Origin of the sequence: Rhizobium sp. BK212 (assembly GCF_014197475.1) — a bacterium.
Lineage (GTDB): Bacteria > Pseudomonadota > Alphaproteobacteria > Rhizobiales > Rhizobiaceae > Rhizobium > Rhizobium anhuiense.
In genome coordinates this window covers 100,162-116,685 of sequence record NZ_JACIFS010000007.1, presented here as the reverse complement: position 1 = coordinate 116,685, position 16,524 = coordinate 100,162, and the positions used below count along the sequence as shown (strand labels likewise).

At 62.3% G+C, this 16,524-nt stretch carries 17 protein-coding genes; 9 read left to right on the top strand and 8 right to left on the bottom strand.

Going from position 1 to position 16,524, the window contains the following annotated elements:
* Positions 1-161: 161 nt before the first annotated feature.
* From FHT79_RS21925 to FHT79_RS21895, 7 genes are all read left to right on the top strand, one after another.
* Complete coding sequence (locus FHT79_RS21925; protein ID WP_183904094.1) at positions 162-1,979, top strand: methyl-accepting chemotaxis protein; 1,818 nt, start codon at positions 162-164, stop codon at positions 1,977-1,979.
* Positions 1,976-2,458, top strand: a complete 483-nt coding sequence (locus tag FHT79_RS21920; RefSeq protein WP_183904093.1) for a chemotaxis protein CheW — start codon at positions 1,976-1,978, stop codon at positions 2,456-2,458. The genes FHT79_RS21925 and FHT79_RS21920 overlap by 4 nt, the downstream gene beginning before the upstream one ends.
* A gap of 30 nt (positions 2,459-2,488) precedes the next feature.
* Positions 2,489-3,346, top strand: coding sequence for a CheR family methyltransferase (locus tag FHT79_RS21915; RefSeq protein ID WP_047616466.1), 858 nt, complete (start codon positions 2,489-2,491; stop codon positions 3,344-3,346).
* 120 nt (positions 3,347-3,466) lie between these two features.
* The gene (locus FHT79_RS21910; protein WP_047616468.1) at positions 3,467-4,561 is read left to right on the top strand and encodes a chemotaxis response regulator protein-glutamate methylesterase; all 1,095 of its coding nucleotides are present in this window, start codon (positions 3,467-3,469) and stop codon (positions 4,559-4,561) included.
* Between the two features lie 245 nt (positions 4,562-4,806).
* Positions 4,807-5,607 carry an inositol monophosphatase family protein gene (locus FHT79_RS21905; RefSeq protein ID WP_028755504.1) on the top strand — a complete coding sequence of 267 codons (801 nt, stop codon included), beginning with the start codon at positions 4,807-4,809 and terminating at the stop codon, positions 5,605-5,607.
* Between the two features lie 111 nt (positions 5,608-5,718).
* Positions 5,719-6,822: a hypothetical protein gene (locus FHT79_RS21900; RefSeq protein WP_028755505.1), complete on the top strand. Its 1,104-nt coding sequence runs from the start codon at positions 5,719-5,721 to the stop codon at positions 6,820-6,822.
* Between the two features lie 3 nt (positions 6,823-6,825).
* Positions 6,826-7,857, top strand: a complete 1,032-nt coding sequence (locus FHT79_RS21895) for a peptidoglycan -binding protein (protein WP_028755506.1) — start codon at positions 6,826-6,828, stop codon at positions 7,855-7,857.
* On the opposite strand, the gene FHT79_RS21890 is transcribed toward FHT79_RS21895, so the two are convergent.
* The 5 genes from FHT79_RS21890 to FHT79_RS21870 all read right to left on the bottom strand — a co-directional run bounded on the left by FHT79_RS21890 (position 7,858) and on the right by FHT79_RS21870 (position 13,080).
* Entirely contained in the window at positions 7,858-9,096 is a 1,239-nt protein-coding gene (locus FHT79_RS21890) for a DUF6596 domain-containing protein (protein WP_183904092.1), read from the bottom strand.
* 7 nt (positions 9,097-9,103) lie between these two features.
* Positions 9,104-9,442, bottom strand: a complete 339-nt coding sequence (locus tag FHT79_RS21885; RefSeq protein ID WP_028755508.1) for a YciI family protein — start codon at positions 9,440-9,442, stop codon at positions 9,104-9,106.
* A gap of 272 nt (positions 9,443-9,714) precedes the next feature.
* Positions 9,715-9,903, bottom strand: coding sequence for a YegP family protein (locus FHT79_RS21880; protein ID WP_183904091.1), 189 nt, complete (start codon positions 9,901-9,903; stop codon positions 9,715-9,717).
* A 237-nt stretch (positions 9,904-10,140) separates the two neighbouring features.
* A complete protein-coding gene (locus FHT79_RS21875; RefSeq protein WP_183904090.1) occupies positions 10,141-11,133 on the bottom strand; it encodes a tripartite tricarboxylate transporter substrate binding protein in 993 nt (330 codons plus the stop codon).
* Between the two features lie 144 nt (positions 11,134-11,277).
* Positions 11,278-13,080: an ABC transporter transmembrane domain-containing protein gene (locus FHT79_RS21870; protein WP_183904089.1), complete on the bottom strand. Its 1,803-nt coding sequence runs from the start codon at positions 13,078-13,080 to the stop codon at positions 11,278-11,280.
* Between the two features lie 193 nt (positions 13,081-13,273).
* Here FHT79_RS21870 and rpmE point away from each other — a divergent pair, with 193 nt between their 5' ends.
* Positions 13,274-13,495 carry a 50S ribosomal protein L31 gene (rpmE, locus tag FHT79_RS21865; RefSeq protein ID WP_028755512.1) on the top strand — a complete coding sequence of 74 codons (222 nt, stop codon included), beginning with the start codon at positions 13,274-13,276 and terminating at the stop codon, positions 13,493-13,495.
* 208 nt (positions 13,496-13,703) lie between these two features.
* Here the strand turns inward: rpmE and FHT79_RS21860 are convergent, their stop codons facing one another.
* The 3 genes from FHT79_RS21860 to FHT79_RS21850 all read right to left on the bottom strand — a co-directional run bounded on the left by FHT79_RS21860 (position 13,704) and on the right by FHT79_RS21850 (position 16,174).
* The gene (locus FHT79_RS21860; protein WP_028755513.1) at positions 13,704-14,219 is read right to left on the bottom strand and encodes a DUF1465 family protein; all 516 of its coding nucleotides are present in this window, start codon (positions 14,217-14,219) and stop codon (positions 13,704-13,706) included.
* Positions 14,220-14,607: 388 nt separating this feature from the next.
* Positions 14,608-14,799, bottom strand: coding sequence for a DUF1192 domain-containing protein (locus FHT79_RS21855; RefSeq protein ID WP_028755514.1), 192 nt, complete (start codon positions 14,797-14,799; stop codon positions 14,608-14,610).
* A gap of 76 nt (positions 14,800-14,875) precedes the next feature.
* Positions 14,876-16,174, bottom strand: coding sequence for an MFS transporter (locus FHT79_RS21850; RefSeq protein ID WP_028755515.1), 1,299 nt, complete (start codon positions 16,172-16,174; stop codon positions 14,876-14,878).
* 173 nt (positions 16,175-16,347) lie between these two features.
* Here FHT79_RS21850 and FHT79_RS21845 point away from each other — a divergent pair, with 173 nt between their 5' ends.
* Entirely contained in the window at positions 16,348-16,512 is a 165-nt protein-coding gene (locus FHT79_RS21845; protein ID WP_088930352.1) for a hypothetical protein, read from the top strand.
* Positions 16,513-16,524 lie beyond the last annotated feature (12 nt).

The window sequence follows — 16,524 nt, the reverse complement described above, 5'->3', positions numbered from 1 at the left end:
TGCAGGAGGTGGGGCCGCGGTGAACAGCGGCCCCTCGATTGAACCGGTGCATGGACGCACCTGGTCATGCCGGCTCCGCCGGTGACGCATGAAGCGTTTTCACGACGGCACGATGTGCGACCTGGCGGGATATCCGCCGCAGTACCAACGAGGGCTTGGATATGCGCTTCACAATCAAACTCAAACTGAGCCTGGTGTTCGGTTTCATCGTTCTCCTGACCTGCGCCATGGCCGGTCTTTCGATCTACAATCTCTCGTCGCTGAACAGCGACATCTCGGTCATGGTTGCCGGTCCGGTCGCCAACCTGCGCGATTCCGGCGATCTTTCCGATGCCGTGATGCGCTCCATCCGCGCCGAGAAGGATGCGATCATCAATACCGACGCCAGCAAGATCACCGGCTATGTCGACGAGATCTCGCAGCAGCGTGAGCTCATCAAAACGCTCCAGGGCCGCCTTGCCGCCTCCGACGATCCGGAGATCAAGGCCGGCATGGCACAATTTGGCGAGCTCTATGGCAAGTGGACGGCGCTGCAGGATCGTGTCGCCGATCTCGCCACGCAGAACACCACCGAATCCAATGCTCAGGCCGGGGTCATTTCGATGGGCGAAGGCCAGTTGGTGACGACCCAGCTGCTCGGCATCCTCACCAAGCTGAACGACACGGTAACCGGCAACGTCGCCGAAACCGACGCCGCCACCAACGACCAGTATGCCCAGTCGCGCAATATGCTCGTCATGATGACGATCGGTCTGATCATCCTTTCGTCGGTTGCCGCGATCTGGATCCTGCTCAATATCTCCCGCGGCCTGAAGCGCGCCGTCAATCTTGCCGATGCCGTCAGCATCGGCGACCTCGAACAGAATATCGAGCATAAGAGCAATGACGAGATCCGCGATCTCGTCCATTCGATGAGCCGGATGACGGCCAATCTCCGTAACACCGCTGCGATCGCCAACCAGATTTCGAATGGCGACCTCACGGTGTCCCCGAAACCGCTTTCGGAGAAGGACACGCTCGGCATTGCGCTCGAACAGATGGTCGAGCGCCTGCGTGGCGTTGTCGCCGATGCGGTCGCGGCCGCCGAAAATGTTTCGGCCGGCAGCCAGGAACTGTCCTCGAGCTCCGAGCAGGTCTCGCAGGGCGCCAGCGAACAGGCGGCGTCGGCCGAAGAAGCCTCCGCCGCGATGGAAGAGATGGCCGCCAATATCAAGCAGAACGCCGACAACGCGGCTCAGACCGAAAAGATCGCCCGTCAGTCGGCCAAGGATGCGGAAGCCAGCGGTGATGCGGTGACGCGCGCCGTACAGGCGATGCGGACCATCGCCGAAAAGATCGGCATCGTCCAGGAAATCGCCCGTCAGACCGATCTCTTGGCTTTGAACGCCGCCGTCGAGGCAGCGCGTGCCGGCGAACACGGCAAGGGTTTTGCGGTCGTCGCCTCCGAAGTGCGCAAGCTTGCCGAACGCAGCCAGTCGGCTGCCGCCGAAATCAGCGCCATGTCGGGCGATACGGTCAAGGCTGCTCAGGAAGCCGGCGATATGCTCGGCCGGCTGGTGCCCGATATCCGCAAGACGGCGGAACTGGTCTCCGAAATCAGCGCCGCCTGCCGCGAGCAGGATGTCGGCGCTTCGCAGATCAATGAAGCGATCCAGCAGCTCGACAAGGTGACGCAGCAAAATGCCGGCGCTTCCGAGCAGATGTCGGCGACCTCCGAAGAGCTTGCCTCGCAGGCGGAAGAGCTGCAGGCTTCGATCGCCTTCTTCAAGGTCGATACGGCAACCAATCGCCAGTCCCGCACGCCGGCCGCCAGGGTGACGGTCCGCAGCCCGGCGCCCGTCGCCGGCCGCAAGCCCACCGCCAAGAAGCCGGCCGCCAACAGCGTCGCAGGCCAACAGGCACGGGTAAAAGGCTTCGCTCTCGATCTCTCCATGGGCGGTCCCGACGATGGCGACGCCGAATTCAAGGAAAGTGCATGATCATGGCCACGACATCCCTGGAAGCGCAATTCGTGACCTTCAGCCTCGGCGAGGAGATCTTCGCCGTGCCGGTTGAGGTGGTACGGGAAATCCTCGACTATGCGGAAGCTTTCAAGATTCCGAATGGTCCCGACTATCTGCTCGGTCTGCGTGACGTGCGCGGACAGGGCGTGCCGACGATCGATCTTCGATTGAAGCTCGGCATGACGAAGACCGTGCCGACGCCGCATACGCGGGTGCTCGTCCTCGACGTGCCGATGGAAACCCGGCTGCTGACGCTCGGCCTCGTCGCCGATCGCGTCTTCGAGGTGACGCCGTTCCGGCGCGAGCAGATCGAGGCGGCGCCTGATATCGGCGTGCGCTGGCGCTCGGACTATATCGCCGGCGTCGTTCGCCGTGAAAACGGTTTCGTCGTCATCATCGATCTTGCCCGGTTGCTGTCGCGCGAGGACGCCTCGGCACTGCAATCGGCGGCCTGACCCGCGCATCAACTTGGAGTACGGCGTTCTATGAGTATGGCAGCAGCGGTGGAAACCCAATTGCCGGGGGACCGGATCAGCAAGCGTAATTTCGACAAGCTTGCCCGGTTCATCTACGACTATAGCGGCATCAAGATGCCGCCGACCAAGCTGACGATGCTCGAAGGGCGGCTAAGGCGCCGCCTTCGCGCAACCAACCATTCGACCTTCGACGATTATTGCGACTTCCTGTTCAATCACGACGGCCTCGCCCAGGAAACCGTCTACCTGATCGACGTGGTGACGACGAACAAGACCGACTTCTTCCGCGAAGCCAAGCATTTCGATTACTTGCAGAGCGTGGCGTTGCCGGTGATCGCCAGCAGCGGCGTGCGGACCATCCGCACCTGGAGTTCGGCCTGCTCGACAGGAGCTGAACCCTATACGATGGCGATGGTGCTGGCGGAATTCACCGAAGGCCGCAACGACGTCTCCTACAGCGTGCTTGCCACCGACCTTTCCACCGACGTGCTGCAGACGGCGCGCCGGGGCATCTACCCGGAAGACCTCATCGCGCCCGTGCCGCGTGACCTGCAGCGCAAATACGTGCTGACGGCCAAGCAGCCGGATCGGCGGGAGGTGCGCATCACGCCGAAACTGCGCAGCAAGATTGGTTTTGCCCGCATGAACCTGATGGACGAGAAATACCCGATCGGCGAGGCGATGAACGTCATCTTCTGCCGCAACGTGCTCATCTACTTCGACAAGCAGACTCAGGCCGGCGTGCTCAACCGCCTCTGCGACTGCCTGGCGAAGGGCGGCTACATGTTCATCGGTCATTCCGAATCGATCACCGGCTTCGACCTGCCATTGAAACAGGTCTCGAATACCGTGTTTCAGCGCATCTAGAGCATGTCCGTTTTCTTCCAATCACGGGCGTGCTCTATCTCTTTGTGTCACTAAAGAGTTAGAGCATGATGTCGTCCGAAAATTGCCAATTCTTTTCGGCATCATGCTCTAGGAGCATTCATGGCTAAAAAAATCCGCGTTCTGATCATCGACGATTCTGCCAGCGTCCGTCAGACACTGACCCATGTCTTGGAGCAGGATCCCGATATCGAGATCATGGCGGTCGCATCCGACCCCTTCGTGGCGGCACGGAAGCTGCTGGAAGAGATCCCCGACGTCATCACGCTCGATGTGGAAATGCCGCGCATGGACGGCATTACCTTCCTGCGCAAGCTGATGTCGCAGCGGCCGATCCCCGTCGTGATGTGCTCGTCGCTGACGGAAGCGGGTTCGGAAACGCTGATCCAGGCGCTGGAGGCCGGCGCCGTCGACGTCATCCTGAAATCGAAGATCGGCGCCGCCGACAGCCTTGCCGACGATGCGATGCGCATTCGCGAAGTGGTCAAGAGCGCCTCGCATGCGCGGCTTACCACCGTGCGCCGCGCCGCCGGAACCATCCGCTCGGCTTCGGAAGGGCCGACCAAGAAGCTGACGGCGGATGTGATGCTGCCGCCGCCGACGGGGCGGGCCATGGCGAAGACGACGGAGATGGTCGTCTGTGTCGGCGCCTCCACAGGCGGCACCGAGGCGCTGCGCGAATTCCTGGAGGAGCTGCCGGCCAATGCACCCGGCATGGTGATCGTCCAGCATATGCCGGAGAAATTCACCGCCGCCTTCGCCAAGCGGCTGAACGGGCTCTGCGAGGTCGAGGTCAAGGAAGCCGTCGATGGCGATCCGGTGCTGCGCGGCCATGTGCTGATCGCGCCAGGCGACAAACACATGCTGCTCGAACGCCAGGGTGCGCGCTACTATGTGAGCGTGAAGACCGGACCGCTGGTGTCGCGCCATCGGCCTTCCGTCGACGTGCTTTTCCGCTCGGCGGCGCGCTCGGCGGGCTCGAATGCCATGGGCATCATCATGACCGGCATGGGCGATGACGGCGCGCGCGGCATGTTGGAAATGCATCAGGCCGGCGCCTACACGGTGGCGCAGGACGAGGCGAGTTCGGTTGTCTTCGGCATGCCGAAGGAGGCGATCGCCAAGGGCGGTGTCGACCGTATCCTGCCGCTCGATCAGATCGCTCGCGAAGTGCTGATAACGCAGCAGAAATTCTGAGATGAGTTTCGAGGGAAACCACGTAAAACGGGCGGTCCCGGAAGGTGGCGCGGATTTAATCCGTTCAGCATAATCGGCGGTTTCCGGTGTCGCAGGGCAGCCGTGCGCGCCTCCCCTTGAAATTTCCCTGATTTTGTGGTCTTGAGGCCGCCAATCTTTGCAGCGCTGCCTGTCATGCATGTTCAGGGACATTTCCCGCCCCTGGCAGTGCGCGCCCCGTATCAGTCCCAAGGAAAAATGCGCCGATGGCCCGTTCAGCTCTTCTCAATGTCATGGTTCAGGCTGCCCTCAAGGCAGGAAAATCGCTGGGACGTGATTTCGGCGAAGTACAGAACCTGCAGGTTTCGGTGAAGGGACCCGGCGATTTCGTTTCCACTGCCGACCGCAAGGCCGAAAAGATCGTTCGGGAAGAACTACTCAAGGCGCGTCCCACCTATGGTTTTCTCGGCGAGGAGAGCGACGAGATCAAGGGTACGGACGGCGCGCACCGCTGGATCGTCGACCCGCTCGACGGCACGACGAACTTCCTGCACGGCATTCCGGCCTTCGCTGTTTCGATCGCGCTCGAACGCAACGGCGAGATCGTTGCCGCCGTCGTCTTCAATCCGGCGACCGACGAGCTCTATACAGCCGAGCGCGGTGGCGGCGCCTTCCTCAACGACCGGCGCCTGCGCGTCGCTGCGCGCCGCGTGTTGTCGGATTGCGTCATCGGCTGCGGCGTGCCGGCGCTCGGCAAGCGTAATCACGGCAAGTTTCTGGTCGAGCTTCGCCACGTGATGGGCGAAGTGGCGGGCATCCGCCGCCTGGGCTCGCCGACGCTCGATCTCGCCTATGTCGCCGCCGGGCGCTTCGACGGTTTCTGGGAAGCGGAGCTTGCGCCCTGGGACATGGCGGCCGGCATCCTGCTCATCCGTGAAGCCGGCGGGTTCGTCACCGATTGGGACGGCGGGGCGGCCATTCTGGAGAGCGGCGCGATCGTCGCCGGCAACGAACTCATCCACAAGGCGCTGATCGAAGTCGTCAAGCGACCGATCCCCGCCAAGTAAGCGAACGAAAATCCGGCTGTTGTAAAGTCACGGTTTTCGCCCCGGCATACTTCAATTCGGCACAATGTTGCTCTAGTCTCCGCCAGCAATGACTCCGGAGGCAGCGACCCTATGGAAAATGTGAATGTGGCGGAGATCGGCTCCACCGAAAAGACGGCCGGCGGCTATGCCTACAGGCTTTCGAGCCCCATGCCCTTCCTCTGGACGATGCTGCTTTTCCTGGTCATCGTCGGCTTTATCGCCGCCATCCTCTTCCGGCAGACGCAGACCGCCTTCATGCACAATCCAGGCCTCAACGGCCTGATCGTCGGCGTTCTCGCGGTCGGAATCATCCTTGTTTTCAATCACGTGCTGGCGCTTCGCCCCGAAGTGCGCTGGTTCAACTCGTTCCGCGCCGCCGGCAGCGCCGACAAGGTCAGCCGCAATCCGCGGCTGCTTGCGCCGATGCGGGCGCTGATCGGCAGCCGCAAGACCTCGGTGGCGCTGTCGACGACGGCGCTGCGCTCGATCCTCGATTCGATCGCCACCCGCCTTGACGAATCGCGCGACGTTTCGCGCTACCTGATCGGCCTCCTGGTCTTCCTCGGCCTGCTCGGCACCTTCTGGGGCCTCATCGGCACGATTGGTTCGATCAGCATCGTCATCCAGTCGCTCGATGCCGGCTCGAACGGCACGGGGGATGTGCTGTCGGCGCTGAAGGAAGGGCTTTCCATGCCGCTTTCGGGTATGGGCCAGGCCTTCTCCTCCTCGCTGCTCGGCCTCTCCGGTTCGCTCATTCTCGGCTTCCTCGATCTGCAGGCCGGCCGCGCGCAGAACCGCTTCTATATGGAACTGGAAAACTGGCTGTCCTCGGTCACAGATGTCGGCTCCGACCTTGCCCCGGCCCTCGACGCCGTTTCCGGCGCCTCCTCGGACGACATGCGCGCGCTCTCCGATTATCTGCGCAAGGTCTCCGAAGAGGGCGGCACCGGCAGCCAGCGCTCCGTCGCCGCCATGGCGAGCCTTGCCGAAGGCATTCAGGGCCTCGTCAAGAACATGCGCAACGAACAGCAGATGCTGCGCGACTGGATCGAGGCGCAGCAGGACGAGGCGAAGGCGATGCGCCGCACGCTTGACCGGCTGGCCGAACGCATCGGCGTGCAGGAGCGCGCAGGCGAGAGAGGCGAGCGCACGCGCGACCGCGCCAGCCAGACAGAAAAGAGCGAGGGCAAGTAAGCCATGGCTCTTGCCCGCAACCGCCGCCGCGAACGCACGGTGGATTATTGGCCGGGTTTCGTCGACGCGCTGTCGACGCTGCTCATCTCGATCATGTTCCTGCTGACGGTCTTCGTCGTCGGGCAGTTCATCCTCAGCCGCGAGATCACCGGACGCGACGAGGTGCTCAATCGCCTCAACAGCCAGATCAACGAGCTGACGCAGCTTCTCGCGCTCGAAAAGGGCAGCAACCAGGATCTTCAGGATTCGGTCGCCAATCTGCAGGCCTCGCTTGCCAGTGCCGAAGGCGACCGTTCGCGGCTGCAGGCGCTGCTGAATGCCGGTTCGGGCGGTCAGGATGCAGCGCAGAAGCGGATCGGTGCGATGACGCAGGAACTCGACGAGCAGAAGCAGGTGAGCGAGCGGGCGCTCAGCCAGGTCGAACTGCTGAACCAGCAGATTGCAGCGCTTCGCAGCCAGATCGCCGCCGTCGAAGCTGCCCTTCAGGCGTCGGAGGAGAAAGACCGGGTCTCGCAGACCAAGATCGCCGACCTCGGCAGCCGCCTCAACGTCGCGCTCGCGGCGCGCGTGCAGGAGCTGAACCGGTACCGTTCCGACTTTTTCGGCCGCCTGCGCGAGATCCTTTCGGACCGCGAGAATATCCGCATCGTCGGCGACCGGTTCGTCTTCCAGTCGGAAGTGCTGTTTCCCTCGGGCGGCGCCGATCTCAATCCGGAGGGGCAGACGGAGATGGCAAAGCTCGCCGCCGCCCTTCTCGATCTCGCCAAGGAAATTCCGCCGGAGATCAACTGGGTGCTGCGCGTCGACGGCCATACCGACAATGTGCCGCTTGGCGGAACGGGCCGCTATCGCGACAATTGGGAACTTTCCTCGGCGCGCGCGATCTCGGTCGTCAAGTTCCTGATCGCGCAGGGCGTGCCGGCCGACCGGCTCGTTGCCGCCGGCTTCGGCGAGTTTCAGCCGATCGCGCCGGGCGATACGCCGGACGCGCGCGCCACCAACCGCCGCATCGAGCTGAAGCTCACTGAGAAATGATTACAGCCGCGCCTCCTTCAGCCGGCCGGCGAGAAAATCGCGGACGGCGGGGCTGTCACTGAGGCCGATCGCTGTCATATAGGCGTCGGCCGCCGCGGTATCGTCGCCGGCCTGCGACAGAAGAAAGGCGCGCACCGCCCAGTAGGGCTGGTAGCTGGCGACAGCGCGCGGATCGAGCTGGTCGAGCCGTTTCAGGCCCGCGGCCGCATTCAGCGCCCTGCCGATCACCGCAGCCTGGCTGACATGTGCACCCAGCGTGGGTTTCATCATCACCAGCGCCGCGTAGAGTGTTGTCAACGCCTGCCAGTCGGTCTTTCCCGACAGCCGGCGCGCCGCATGCACGGACTGGATCGCCGCCTGGCACTGGAAGGGGCCGAAACGGTTGAAACTCCCGGCCTTGCGTAGCAGCGAATCCGCCTCGGCGATCATGATCGTGTTCCACGCAGCGGTATCCTGTTCGTCTAGCGGCACATATCGACCATCGCTGTCGCGCCGGGCGTTGCGACGGGCTTCGCAGTGAAGCATCAACGAGAGGAGGCCGATTGCCTCCGGTTCGTCCGGCAGTACCGCCAGAAGCGCTCGGCCGAGCCAGATCGCTTCGCCGGCGAGCGAATGGCGCTCTTCTTCGCCGTCGAGGCCGTCCCAGCCGAGGCCGTAGGCGGCGTAGATCGCCGAGAGCACCGCGGCGAGCCGCCCGGGCAAGGCGGGACGCGGCGGAACGGCGAACGGAATGCCGGCATCGCGAATCTTCGCCTTGGCCCGCACCAGCCGTTGGCTCATCGTATCCGGCGAAACGACGAAGGTTCGCGCGATGGTTCGCGCCTCGATGCCGAGAACGGTCTGCAGCATCAGCGCCGTATGCACGGAGCTCTCGATGGCGGGATGGGTACAGGCAAAGAGCAGCTTCAGCCGTTCATCGGGAAAGACGGCCTTGCCGGCCTCGTTCATGCGTTCCTCCGCTTCTTCGAAGGCGATCAATATCGTCGTTTGCGCCTTGGCCTCGACGGTGCGGTGGCGGGTGGCCTGCATGAGGTTGCGGCGTGCAGCCACCAGCAGCCAGGCTTCCGGATTGCCGGGAATGCCGCGCTCTGGCCAAACGCGAAGGGCCGAGGCCAGCGCTTCCGACAATGCGTCTTCCGCCGCCGGCACGTCGCGCGAGCGGGCGGCGAGGAAAGCGATCAGCTTGCCGTAGGATTGACGCGCCACCTTTTCGGCAGCGCGCCCGGCATCAGGCGGCATCGTCGCCTCACATCTGCAGGCGCGGGCGTACCTCGACAGAACCCTTGTCGGAAATCGGAACGCGGGTCGCCCATTCAAGCGCGGTGTCGATGTCGGGGACGTCGATTAGATAGAAGCCGCCGAGCTGTTCCTTGCCTTCCGGATAGGGGCCGTCCTGAACATCGTGTTCCCCGCCTTTGCGGCGTACGATCGTGCCGGTCTCCGGGCCTGTCAGCCCGGCGCCGCCGGTCATGATCCCTGCCTGAGCAAGCGCCTTGCTGTAGGCGACCCAGCCATCTCGATAGGCCGGATCGCTGCGGCGCTCGAAATCCTCGGCGGCTTCGCGAATGATGAGAGCATATTGCATGGAAAAACTCCTGATCTCGTTGTTGGCGTTGATCCGGGCATGCCGGTATCGGGGACCGATATCCCGAGAGCTGTAAAGCCCGGCGGAGCGGAGTGCCGTTCCAAAACAATGAGACGCGGCCATCGGTCGTTTCGACATGGCTTTGAAAAAATATGCGAAAAAGAAAATGGCGCCGAAAAATCACCAGCAAACGAGCCAGACTCAAGGGTGCCGGCGCTGCTCAGGGGCGCGAAAGGGCAGGAGCTGCGTTGACGCCGCCCCTGCCGATCTGATCAGGATTCGGCCTTCGTCTGATCGACGACTTCGGCGCCGGGTGCGTTCTTCTTGATGGATTCGATGGCGTTCATGGCCGACGCCTTCGCCTTGTAGCCCTCGGACGAGAACATGGCTTCGCCGTTCGATGCCTTGAAGCGGAAACGGAATTCGCCGGCCTTATCCTTATAAACTTCGAATTTATACATGGATGTCTCCCGAAACGCTGAATTGCAACCATCAGCGTAGCGGAGGCTAGATCAAAATGGCGAGCTTTTCCACTGCCTTAATTAGAATTGAAATGCTTAGCGTCCAATTGTCACCATTTCCATTGGAGGCAACCAAAGGAGAGGCCGGACGCTTCGCCGCGACAACAAGAGATTTCAGGCCGGGCCGGCCTAAAATCCGAATCCTGCTCGCGATGGAAGAGGCATGATGCTCCGGCATCACTCCATCTGGATATTCGCCCCCTTGACGACCGGTCCCCATTTGGCGAGTTCGGCCTTCACATGGGTGGCAAGTTCTTCCGGCGTCGAGCCGACGATGGTGGCGCTGAATTCTTTCATCCGTTCGGCAACGGCCGGGTCGGCGAGCGCCTTTTTGGCCGAAGCATTGAGACGCAAGACCACCTCGTCCGGCGTCTTGGCCGGGGCGAAAAGCGCGTTCCATGTATAGGTCTCGTAGCCTGGTATGCCCGACTCTGCGACCGTCGGCACATCGGGGAAGGAGGGCGCGCGCTGGGCCGTCGTCACCGCCAGCGCCCGCAGCGTACCGGCCTTGATGTGGCTCGATGAAGAGGGCAGGTTGTCGAACATGATCGGCACCTGGTTGCCGATGACGTCGTTCAATGCCGGGCCGGCACCCTTATAGGGGATGTGCTGCATGCTGACGCCGGCCATGGACTTGAAGAGTTCGCCGGAAAGATGCAGCGGCGTACCGTTGCCCGACGAAGCGTAACTGTATTTGTCGGGCTCGGCCTTCAACAGCGCGATCAACTCCTGCACGGTCTTTGCCGGCAATTCCGGATTGACGACCAGAACGTTGGGCACGACGACGAGCAGCGATACCGGCGCGAAATCCTTCTCGGGATCGTAAGGGGTCGATTTGAGGATCAGCGGGTTGAGGGCGTGGGTTGCGACCGTGCCCATCAGAATGGTGTAGCCGTCCGGTTCAGCGCGGGCGACATTGCCGGCGCCGAGATTGCCGCCGGCGCCGGCGACGTTCTGGACGATCACCTGCTGGCCCAGATCCTCCGACATCTTCTGCGCGACGATGCGGGCAACGACATCGGTCGAGCCGCCGGCCGCGAAGGGCACGACCATGGTGATCGCGCGATCAGGAAAATCCGCGGCAGCGGCAGTTGCGCCGGCGGCAAAGGCCGCAAGCACACCGAAACCGAGCACAAGGCCCGCACGTCGCGTCATATCGGAAAGCGCCATTCCCATCTCCTCCCAAGAATTTCTACAGCGATATCCCCACCCCGGGGAATGAAGAGGGTAGGGCAGGCTGCACGAAAGGCAACCGCGGAGAGGTGCTGCGAGGTTCAGACTTTAGTCGCTTTTGGCAGGGGAATCGCGCGCCGGCTATTTGGCGGCGGCGAGTACATCCTCGTTGGCGGCGTCGAATTGCAGCCGTGCCAGCCGCGCATAAATACCGCCATGGCGGATCAGGCTCTTATGCGTGCCCTCCTCTACGACACGGCCCTGATCCATGACCAGGATGCGATCGGCTTTCAGAACCGTTGCCAGGCGATGGGCGATGACCAGCGTCGTGCGGCCGTCGACAAGGCCGTCGAGGGCTTTCTGCACCAGCGTCTCGCTTTCGGCGTCGAGGGCGGAGGTCGCTTCGTCGAGCAGCAGCACGGGCGCGTTCTTCAGGATGGCGCGGGCAATGGCGATGCGCTGGCGCTGGCCGCCGGAGAGCGTGATGCCGCGTTCGCCGACTTCCGTCTCGTAGCCCCTATCCAATCGGGCGATGAATTCGTCAGCCTGGGCGGCAAGGGCTGCGGCGCGGACCTCGTCACGCGAGGCGCCGGGACGGCCGAAGGCGATGTTGTCATGGATCGAGGCGGCAAAGATGGTGACGTCCTGCGGCACGATGGCGATGCGCTGACGCAGCTCGTCGGGCGTGGTCAGCTGGGCGTCGACCCCGTCGATCTTCACGCTGCCCTGCTGCGGATCGTAGAAGCGCAGCAGCAGCGAAAAGACGGTGCTCTTGCCGGCACCGGAAGGGCCGACGATGGCAACGGTCTCGCCCGGCGTGATGGCGAAGTTTAAGCCATGCAGCGCCGATTTGCCGGGGCGTGAGGGATAGGCGAAATGCACGTCTGCGAATTCGACGCGGCCGCGGCCAGGGGACGGAAGCGGCTGCGGACTGGCGGGGGCGGCAATCGGCGAAACCTCGTCGAGAAGTTCGGTCAGCCGGTCGGCAGCGCCGGCTGCCTGCGAGAGTTCGCCCCAGACCTCCGACAGCGCGCCCAGCGAACCGGCGGAGATGACGGCATAGAGCAGAAACTGGCCGAGCGTGCCGGCAGAAAGGGTGCCGGCAAGAACGCTATGGGCTCCGACCCAGAGCACGGCGACGACGCTGCCGAAGATCAGCGTAATGGCGATCCCCGTCAGCAGCGCGCGCGAGCGGATGGCTGCCCGGGCGGCGTCATAGGCGGATTCGACGGCGGTGCCGTAACGCGTCGCTGCGGCATCCTCGCCGTTGAAGGCCTGGACGGTGCGGGTCGCGGCGATCGTCTCGTTGGCGAAGGCGGAGGCGTCGGCGAGCGTATCCTGGGCGGCGCGCGAGCGCTTGCGCACCGAGCGGCCGAAGGCGACGAGCGGGAAGACGATCAGCGGGATCGCTCCGATGACGAGGCTCGAAAGCTTCGGCGAGGTGACGATCATCATGCCCATGGCGCCGATACAGAGGATGAGGTTTCTGAGCGCCACCGAAGCGGTGGCGCCGACGGCGGACTTGATCTGAGTCGTATCGGCAGTCAGGCGCGAGACGATCTCGCCGGACTGGTTGACATCGAAGAACGAGGGCGACAGCCTCGTCACATGGGAGAAGACATCGCGGCGTAGATCGGCGACGATGCGCTCGCCGATGGTGATGACGAAATAATAGCGCAGCGCGCTCGCGACCGCGAGGACGATGGCCATGACCATCAGCATGGCGAAGTAGCTGTTGATGAAACGGCCGTCGGAATGAGTGAAGCCGTGATCGATCATGCGGCGCACGGCAAGCGGCAGCGCCAGCGAGGTAACGGCGGCAAGCGCCAGCGACATCAGCGCGCCGGCCACCATGGCGCGATAACGCATGACATAGGGCGTCAGCCTGCCGAGCGGTCGCAGCGACCGACTTTTGTTTTCTTCAGCCCGTGCCTGCTCTGCCAAATCGTCTCCGATCGCCCGCAGGACCCGCGCAATGCGGCCTGTTGGCTCTTGTTATCTAGGCGTCCTTCATGTATAGGCACCGCATCCTAATGGGAAGCCGTAGCCATCACGACTGCGGCTTCATTTATTCAATCGGTTCGTTGGCCGCAACTGCATGCGGCAAATTGAACTCCGGTATCGCAGGAAGATTGTTATGAAGGCAGGCATCCATCCCGAATATCACATGATCAAGGTGGTCATGACCGATGGCACCGAATACGAAACCCGCTCGACCTGGGGTTCGGAAGGCGCTGTCATGAACCTTGAAATCGATTCCAAGTCGCATCCGGCCTGGACCGGCGGCAGCCAGCAGCTCATGGACCGCGGTGGCCGCGTCTCCAAGTTCAACAAGCGTTTCGGCGGCCTCGGCCTCTAATCGCTTCTGCCCGACGGAATTCGAAGAGAGCCCGGTTTCGCCGGGCTTTTTTGCGTGTGCAGTGGCTTACAGCGCCGCGCGTCTTGCCAGACGCGCAAATGGCGCTGGAACAGTTTGAATTATGCAGTCGGCATGCCGGCGTTCGACGACAACAAAAAACCGGCCGCGCAGGACGCAGCCGGTCTCTATCGAATTCTCGCAGATCCGTTCAGTTGTTGCCGAAGGCGGTCTGCAGCAGGGAAAGCTGAGCCTGGACGCTGTTCTGGTTGTCATGAACGATCACGGCTTCGGATGGGCGGTAGATCTCGCGGTCGAGCAGAGCAATGCGGTTCTGCAAACGCAGTGAGCGCTCGACGAGATCGCGGAAGGATTCCGGCAGGTCGCCCCAGCCGGGCGCTGTGCGGTCGACGTTGAAGCCGTCGAGGCGGACCTTGTTCTTTTCGGCCAGCACCTGGTCACGGGACATTTCGCCATTGTTGACGGCGCGCTGCAACAGCAGCCAGGAGGCCATCTGCATCAGGCGGGTGGTGAGACGCATCGATTCCGCGGCGTAAAGAACCGAGGCCATCCGCGGCAGAACCTTGGAGGCTGCGCGGCCCTGGCCGTCGAGATACGCGGCGGTCTCTTCGACTAGCGACATGCCTTCCGCATAAAGTGCCTTGAACTGCGAGGATGCAGCGGCGCGGCCCGCAAAACTGATCGTGTTCAATCCAACTTCCGACATCGCAATAGTCCCTGTTGCACGCAGCTACTTTATATTCAGGTAACGCCGACACCGACGGAAAAGTTTCCAGGCCCGGTCTTTATGACTTTAAGATGGTATCATTAGCCCAAATGCGCAAGCCGTTTCTTAAGAAAGGGTTAATCTCCACAGTTTCGTGGAAACGCGCCGGCAAAGGAAAAAGAAGAGCCGCAAAAGCGGCTCTCAAGGTAAAACAGGGAGAAAAATCAGACCAATTCACCGCTTGGAAAACTGTCTGAGATCCAGAGAAAATCCGGATGAATATAGTAATACCTTATAAAGCTTAATATTTTATTAACACTGTACCGAAGTAAGACTTGAGTCAGGCTCATTTATCCGCCTATAGCCTTGTTTTTCGGGGTTTACCGGATCACGAGCGGAAGAAGCTTTCCGCCGCCTGCCGCCCGGAAGCCTTGCGCGCGGCTTCGGCTTCGAGACGGGCGATCTCCGTCTTCAACAATTCCACCCGCGCCTTCAACTCGTCCACCGAAAGCATGGAGAGATCGGCGCCGATCTCATGGGCGAGTTTCTTCTGCGGCCGGTCGTCATCGATGAAGCTCATGGTTCGTCCTCCGTTTTGCTGTTCTGTCAAAGCAATTCCGGACGCAAAACCGCTGCGCACTTTTGCTGGAACTGCTCTAACCGAACTTTACAGCAGGATCGCCGCTTTCGGGAGACTTTCCGGTGTCGGCAGCCTTGCCGGCGCCGCGATCGGCAAGCGACATGCTCTGTGGTGTCAGCATCGGCGAGGTGCCGGTCGGGATCGTCGTATAGGCGTCGCGGTCGCTGACGGGGACGGCGGCGCGGATACGGCTCCTGATGATGGCATAAACGGTGATCAGCACGTGAGCGATGGCGGTGACAAGGAAAAGCGCATGCGGGGTGATCACCGACATGACGGGGCCGCCGATCGTCGGGCCGATCACCGTGCCGATGCCGTAGAGCAGCAGCAGGCCGCCAGAGACCTTGACGAAGTCCTCCGACGCCGCGAAGTCGTTCGCATGGGCGACGGCGATCGGATAGAGCGTATTGGCCACCGCGCCGTAAAGGACAACGAGCCCGATCAGCAAGCCGGCGGATGTCGGGTGGAGAAAAAAGATCAGCAGGCCGGCAACGGCGGCGATCCCGGACATGGCGGCGAGCACGTAGCGCCGGTCGATACGGTCGGAAAGCCGGCCGGCCGGCAGCTGCATCATGGCGCCGGCGAAGATGGTGGAGCTCATCATGATGGCGATGCTGGTGTCGGAGAGGCCGGCGCCGGCGCCGAATACAGGAGCGAGCGTGCCGTAGGCACCGTTGGCGATGCCGACGAGCAGGATGCCGAGGCAGGAGACCGGCGAGTTGCGATAGAGGGCCGGCAGATCGAGGCGCACCGCCTTCAACGGCTGCGGCGAAGCGGCCGTCGACAGCGTCGTCGGCAGCATGGCGATGCAATAGAAGATACCGCAGATCATGAACAAGACAGGCGTGCGCACATCCTCGAGCGGGATCATCATCTGGCCGCCGACGACGCCGAGCAATGTGATGCCGATATAGAGCGAGAAGATCGCACCGCGGCTCTCGTTGCTGGCGCGCTCGTTCAGCCAGCTTTCGATGATCATCGAGGTGCCGGCGGTGGAGAAGCCGGTGACGGCGCGCAGGATCACCCACCAGATCGGATCGATGATGATGCCGCTGACCAGCGCGATGATGGCGATGATCGAGATGAAGCCGGAAAAGGCGCGCACATGACCGACGCGGCGCACCAATTTCGGCGCCACCAGGCAGCCGATGACAAAGCCCCCAGCCCATGACGTACCAAGCAGACCAAGCGTCGTCGTGGCATAACCTTCGAGATTGCCGCGCACGGGAAGCAGGATGCCCTGCAGGCCATTGCCCATGAAAAGGAAGAGCGTGCCAAAGAGCAGCGCAGCGACGGACAGCAGATTTCTCTTCATTTCCCCAGACTCGGTCTTAAGCGATTTGCATGGACATAAGGCAGGAGCGGCGTCAGCCCAGCCTCAAGATGATTGATTGTGCCCCGGAATGTCTTTACGGCGTGTCGAGATTCTCTTGTTCGCGCGGAAAAATGTCCGTCCTGTGACATTCCGAAAAACGGAAAAAATAAAGCATGACAAAGCTGATAGCCTTGCTGCTCATCCTTGCCATGGCGATACAGCTGATCAAGCCGCTCGGGCTTCCCGGTCTGAGGCGACGGATGGATTTCTGGAAGATCGCGCTGATTGCTTTTGCCGTCTGGGCATTGGCACTGCTTTCGCGCGACTTCCTGATGTAATCCCTGGTTACC